3 protein-coding genes are annotated in these 5,084 nt (G+C 51.8%); all 3 read right to left on the bottom strand.

Annotation, left to right across the window (positions count from 1 at the left end; translation table 11 throughout):
• Positions 1-1,911 (bottom strand): tetratricopeptide repeat protein (locus HLH28_RS17660; RefSeq protein WP_182961914.1); only part of this gene is annotated, 1,911 nt, incomplete at its 3' end.
• 116 nt (positions 1,912-2,027) lie between these two features.
• Positions 2,028-3,383, bottom strand: a complete 1,356-nt coding sequence (locus HLH28_RS17665; RefSeq protein WP_182961915.1) for an alpha/beta fold hydrolase — start codon at positions 3,381-3,383, stop codon at positions 2,028-2,030.
• 85 nt (positions 3,384-3,468) lie between these two features.
• Positions 3,469-4,863 (bottom strand): right-handed parallel beta-helix repeat-containing protein, encoded by a 1,395-nt coding sequence (locus HLH28_RS17670; RefSeq protein ID WP_182961916.1) that lies wholly within the window; start codon positions 4,861-4,863, stop codon positions 3,469-3,471.
• Positions 4,864-5,084: the final 221 nt, after the last annotated feature.

The following is a 5,084-nucleotide window of genomic DNA, read 5'->3' on the forward strand; positions in this document are numbered from 1 at the left end:
ATAGACGCGCGCCATGCCGCGCAGGAACTGCTCGCCCCCGCCATAGAGTTCGAAGCCGTGGCGCGACACCAGGAAGACCTTGTCCCTTCCCTCGAGCACCGGCGCCGGCAAGCGGCGCCGTCCACCCGTGGGATCGATCGCAATGCCGCGGATCATCCCCGCACTACGCTGCAACACCATTCTGGCGGGTAGATCTTCGTACGTCGCCACCTCACCCAACAGAAGCAGCAACTCGCGCCGCAGCAGAACAGCCTGCACCCCACCGCCTGCATCCGTCAGGACGACACGACCATATATCTTCTCCATCGACCGCAGTGTCGTCCTCAATGAAGGATCGGCAAGGCGGGGGAGAAGAACCGCGGCGGCAGCGACCGGTGCGACAAGCAGCCATTCAGCATCGCTGGCATCGATCAGGGCCAGTTCCAGTTCATCCCGCCCGACAGCAAGATGCCGCTCCGGCGGGAAGTCGCCTGTATCGTCCTGCGTTGCGATCCAGACCTCGAACGGCGCCACAGCCACGAGGATCGCGCGCAGCACGGCCCCATCCTGCGCCGTCCCGTGGAAACAAACGGTGATACGCGCTTCCGGCATTTCGCCACTGATCTCCTGGATCAGAGCGACGATCTGCGCGGCCTTCAAATTGCGCGGTTCGAGCGCCAACGCACGTTCGGCATCCTGCCTCGCCGGATCAATCTGATTATCGGCCAGCCGCAGACGGGCGCGCTCCAGCAGATAGCCGGCCTTGTCCGGCATCAGGGCCAGGGCACGATCCAGATGGCCGATGGCGGCGGGAATGTCGGACCGGCGCTGGGCCAGAAGCGCAAGACGGTGATGACATTGATGAAAATCGAGCCGAAGGGTGAGGATGTGTTCGAATATCCCCCCGGCACGATCCTGCGCCCCCGTTTCCATGCAGACACGCCCGAATTCATAGAGAACATCCGGATGTTCGGGCAGACGGGCCATCAGCCGTTCTGCACTTTCCTTGGCCAATCCGAATTGCCGCAGCGTGATCGCCTTGCGGATAAGTTCCAGCCCGGCAGGAAGGTGATCCGGCTGAAGCGCCAGCGCACGCTGAAAACGTACCACCGCCCCGGCTCGGTCCCCCAGTTGCGCCAGCAGCCGCCCCGCTTCGGTCAGCAAGTCGGCTGTTTCACCACACATCCGGACCCCTTCTTCCAGCACCGACAGGGCCGCTGGAAGATCCCCCGCTCCCTGCCGCGCCCGCGCCAGTTCGGCATAGCTGCGCGGCAGGTCGGGCCGCAGGATCCTGGCTCTTTCGAAACAAGCTGCCGCGGCAGCGGCGTTCCCTGTCCTCTGATGGGAAAACGCACATTCACGGAGCGTATCCAGACGATCCGGATCAAGCGCCAACACCTGTTCGCAAGCCGCCATCGCCTCTTCATACCGTTTCAGGCGAAAGAGCGTGGTCGCAAGAAGAGTGCGACCCAGCAATGTTGGTTCCGCCGCAACCGATCGTTGCAGGGCCGGCAGCGCCTCTTCATTGCGCGCGGAACGCAACGCCGCCTGGCCATACTTCAAAAAATCATGCGGCCGCCCGGTCTGTTCCACGACACGGGCGTACTGGTCGGTCGCCGCGCTGTATTGCTTCTTTTTGCTGTATAGATCCCCCAGCCACTGCAGGCTGTCGAGATGCTCCGGCTGGATCGCCAGCACCTCCCGTAACAGAATCTCAGCCTCATCGTCCCTTGCCTGTTGCAGGCGCAACCTGGCAAACGCGCATTTTAGCACAACCGGGCCGGGCTCAGCAGGATCGAAGGCCGCCAACAGAGCGGCCGCCGTGTCCGTCTGATGACGCCGCAACAGGGCAAGCGCCTCGTACACACGCGACAGGTCGGCGGAGGCGTCGGCATGGAACTCGCCTTCACCCGTTACCGGATGTCTCGTCATCTATTGCCATGATCTCCCGACATATGCCGTGGAGGTAACGCCACCCCGCGGACCCTCCGGCTTAAGGGTTCAAATGTTAAGAAAAAAATTTTGGACACGATTCGCCATACCACAGCTCATGCTGAGGATACTATTCGGTTGCGATTGAGACGAGCGGAAATCCGATCGATTCTATCTCGAGCAACATTATCTAGTTCAGATGACATCAAAGCCATTTCTATACATTCATAAGAACGATCAAATTCTTTAATTTTTTCATGAATCGCGGCTTTTTCCAAGAAAATATTGATGTTTCCAGAAGAATTATTAATGGCTTTTTCCAATATATCAATTGCCCTAACAAATTCATTTTGATTTCGAAAACACCTTGCCGCAAAAAGAGCCTGTTTGGGGAGTCGTTCAATTTCAAACGCGTGTAAGGACAGCCTTGCTGCTTCGCCGATATCGTCAAGTGCCGCACAAACTTCAGCATGCATCATCAAAATTTCAGGCTTCGATGCATAATCGTCTGGCAAGCGCTGAATATGATATAAACACTCAGAGAATTTTTTTGTTTCGAACAGAGACTTGATTAAAAGAGCCCGATGCGAAGGGAGCGGTCTGAAATGCAGAGCTCGCTCCGCATACGTGGCAGCTTCACTATGGCGTTTGGCAGATCGAAGCGTCTGTGCCATCTGAAATTGAAGATGAGCATTCCCGGGATCCATAGCACAAATTTTCTTATACCCATCGACAATGTCGTCTAGCGGCGGAATTGATGTTATGCCAGCGCCGTATACACCATCCAAATGAGACTGGTCTGCTTCGAGTTGCGATACGCAACTTGTCGTACCCTTTGACGCCACTTCGTTGATGAGTGGGCCCAGCAAGCTGTGATAATTTAGATGGGGCGCCACAGCGTGACCACAGTCATCAAGCATGTGGATTGGCTCAAGAGATACGGAGTGCCAGATCAAGGCATGAGCAGTGTCTAGCAATTCATTTTTACCAAAGAAGAGCCGAGATCGATTTCTTTTCCAAACTCGATCCCCTCGAACTAAAGATACATGCTTCGGATCGCCTCGTCCTCGAAGGTGCTTGACAGCTCGTCCCCCCGGCCAGTTTAAAATTACCTCGGGCGCGAAAGCCAGTACGGAATCAGCTGACAAAAGATTTCCATATAGAAGAGCTGCGTAGCCCCCCATGCTATGACCAAAACAGACCACCCTGGTTACGTTTTTTTTATGAAGAAACTGCTCAATCGCACGTGCCGTTGCGTCGATAGTATCCCCAAAAGGGGGGATGCCATCTTGGTACCAACTTTCGTGTACGCAATTCACCAATAGCTTTGAATAAGGAAGCCCACTCAAGATCTTGTAGTGTCCGAATTTTCCAGCAGGAATATCGCGATAGCTAAATGCCAGTATGACGGTCGAATCGCACTCCCCCGGCATGTATATAGCATAGGGGCTTAAGGCTTGAGTTAATGCCATCGACCTAACTCCTAAAGGCATCAATTGTTATCCCCCTTCAACACGAGGGATTTTTTGAACTGCCACCCGGTTGGTAAGCAGGAAATTACTTTGTTACATTTATCATAATATCGTTATTGTGACTTTGATCAATCTGATGAAGCCCCTTTTCCTGAGGAGCCAAGCCATTTTTTAGGAATGGCGGAAATATTGAGACAAACCCGTTAGTAGACTTCCCTTGAAAAAGGGCGATACGATCCGTTCCAAAAACTTCAGGCGATACTATACCGACCCTATCAGAATTTGCTATTTGAAAAACGGGGCGGTCTGTAGGAGTTGAACTATGATCCACATAACGTGAATTAATAATCATGACGTCGTCAGACCGCTCTTCAATTATAAACGGGCTCTCGCCCCGATCAAGGGCCAGGGTCGTCTCTACAGACGCATTTTCCAAACGAACCCCTGGACTACTGTGGATTCGAAACACCTTTCCTCTATAGGCCGACCGCTTAATTAGAAGATTGCTCAGTCTTATGTATGGAGACTGTGTAATATTTACAGCTTGACTTGTGTACGAGGCGGTTCGTTTCTGATCAAAAAGGCTCATACTCGTTAACTGTCCTGCACAGCGCTCTAACTGAAGAAGAATAGTAGAGCTTTTACCCGTTAAATTTCCCCCACTTAAAGTACATCCCTTAAATTTAAACCCAGAATCAAAATCATTTTCTCCACAATATAAATCTGAAACCATGACGAGTCCGTTTTCGCCTCCATGCTCGCTGCCATAGACGCAGTGAGGAGGAACACCCTGCACGTTGGTAATAGAAAAAGATTGGATATTAGACAATCTCAGTTCATCTTGTTGAGTAAACAAAACACCCATATCACACTTTGATGTTGTCACTCCAAATACCTTTGTACCAACATTTTTATCTTTACGTGACTGAGACCCAGTTAGATAGATTCCCGCGTTAAAATTCTCAATCATCAAGTCAGAAAGCACGCACATATTTGCATCATACACTGTGACACCGGCTACGCGATCACGGGCCAACGATCCAAAATAATCCCCCCCCCGCAAACGCTCACGCCTACTTCCGTTAATAATACTGAATCCCGATATTTTAACGTTATCAGCCTGAATTCGAACCCCCCCTCGTGCACTATTATTTTGAATCAATACACTATTATTTCCAAAAACATGAATATTTGGAATGTCAACTATTAATTCGGAATCAATGACACAACTCGCGGCGGGAAACTCCACCATAGTTCTACCGTTTATTTTACAATAATCAAGAGCTCGGCGAAAGGCCAATTGAATATTGGTGAGATCACTGCCCCCTGGAAAAGCACTAAGTGGAACAGCATCAACCGAGTAGCGTTGGTTGCACGAAAAACACGATGAAGTGGGCCCGCTCACCGGCTCAGCAGAGTAAGCTTTTGATGACAAAAGACCCACCAAAGAGGGAAAAACAGCTCTTCGAGAAAATTTCATTGCCAGTTACTTTGCGATGAAGGTATGACTTATATTATGTTCGCCAGCCTATGTGGGGAAGGATCGTGTCGTCAAGAAACGGTGCGGTGAATGTCGCGTCGCTGCCAGAGCCTAGAGGGTGTTATGTACTTTCGTGGGTGATTGGTTCAGTAATGCTGAATGACGCAAGTTCGCAAGCCGTATCCCTCTGACGTATCAGACGAAGAGTGGTCGTTGGTTGT

This window comes from Gluconacetobacter tumulisoli (assembly GCF_014174155.1).
Taxonomy (GTDB): domain Bacteria; phylum Pseudomonadota; class Alphaproteobacteria; order Acetobacterales; family Acetobacteraceae; genus Gluconacetobacter; species Gluconacetobacter tumulisoli.

What these genes read in the sequence shown, in the direction of transcription:
- HLH28_RS17670 (WP_182961916.1), bottom strand. Translation starts at nt 4,863, where the DNA reads ATGAAATTTTCTCGAAGAGCTGTTTTTCCCTCTTTGGTGGGTCTTTTG.
- HLH28_RS17665 (WP_182961915.1), bottom strand. Translation starts at nt 3,383, where the DNA reads ATGGCATTAACTCAAGCCTTAAGCCCCTATGCTATATACATGCCGGGG.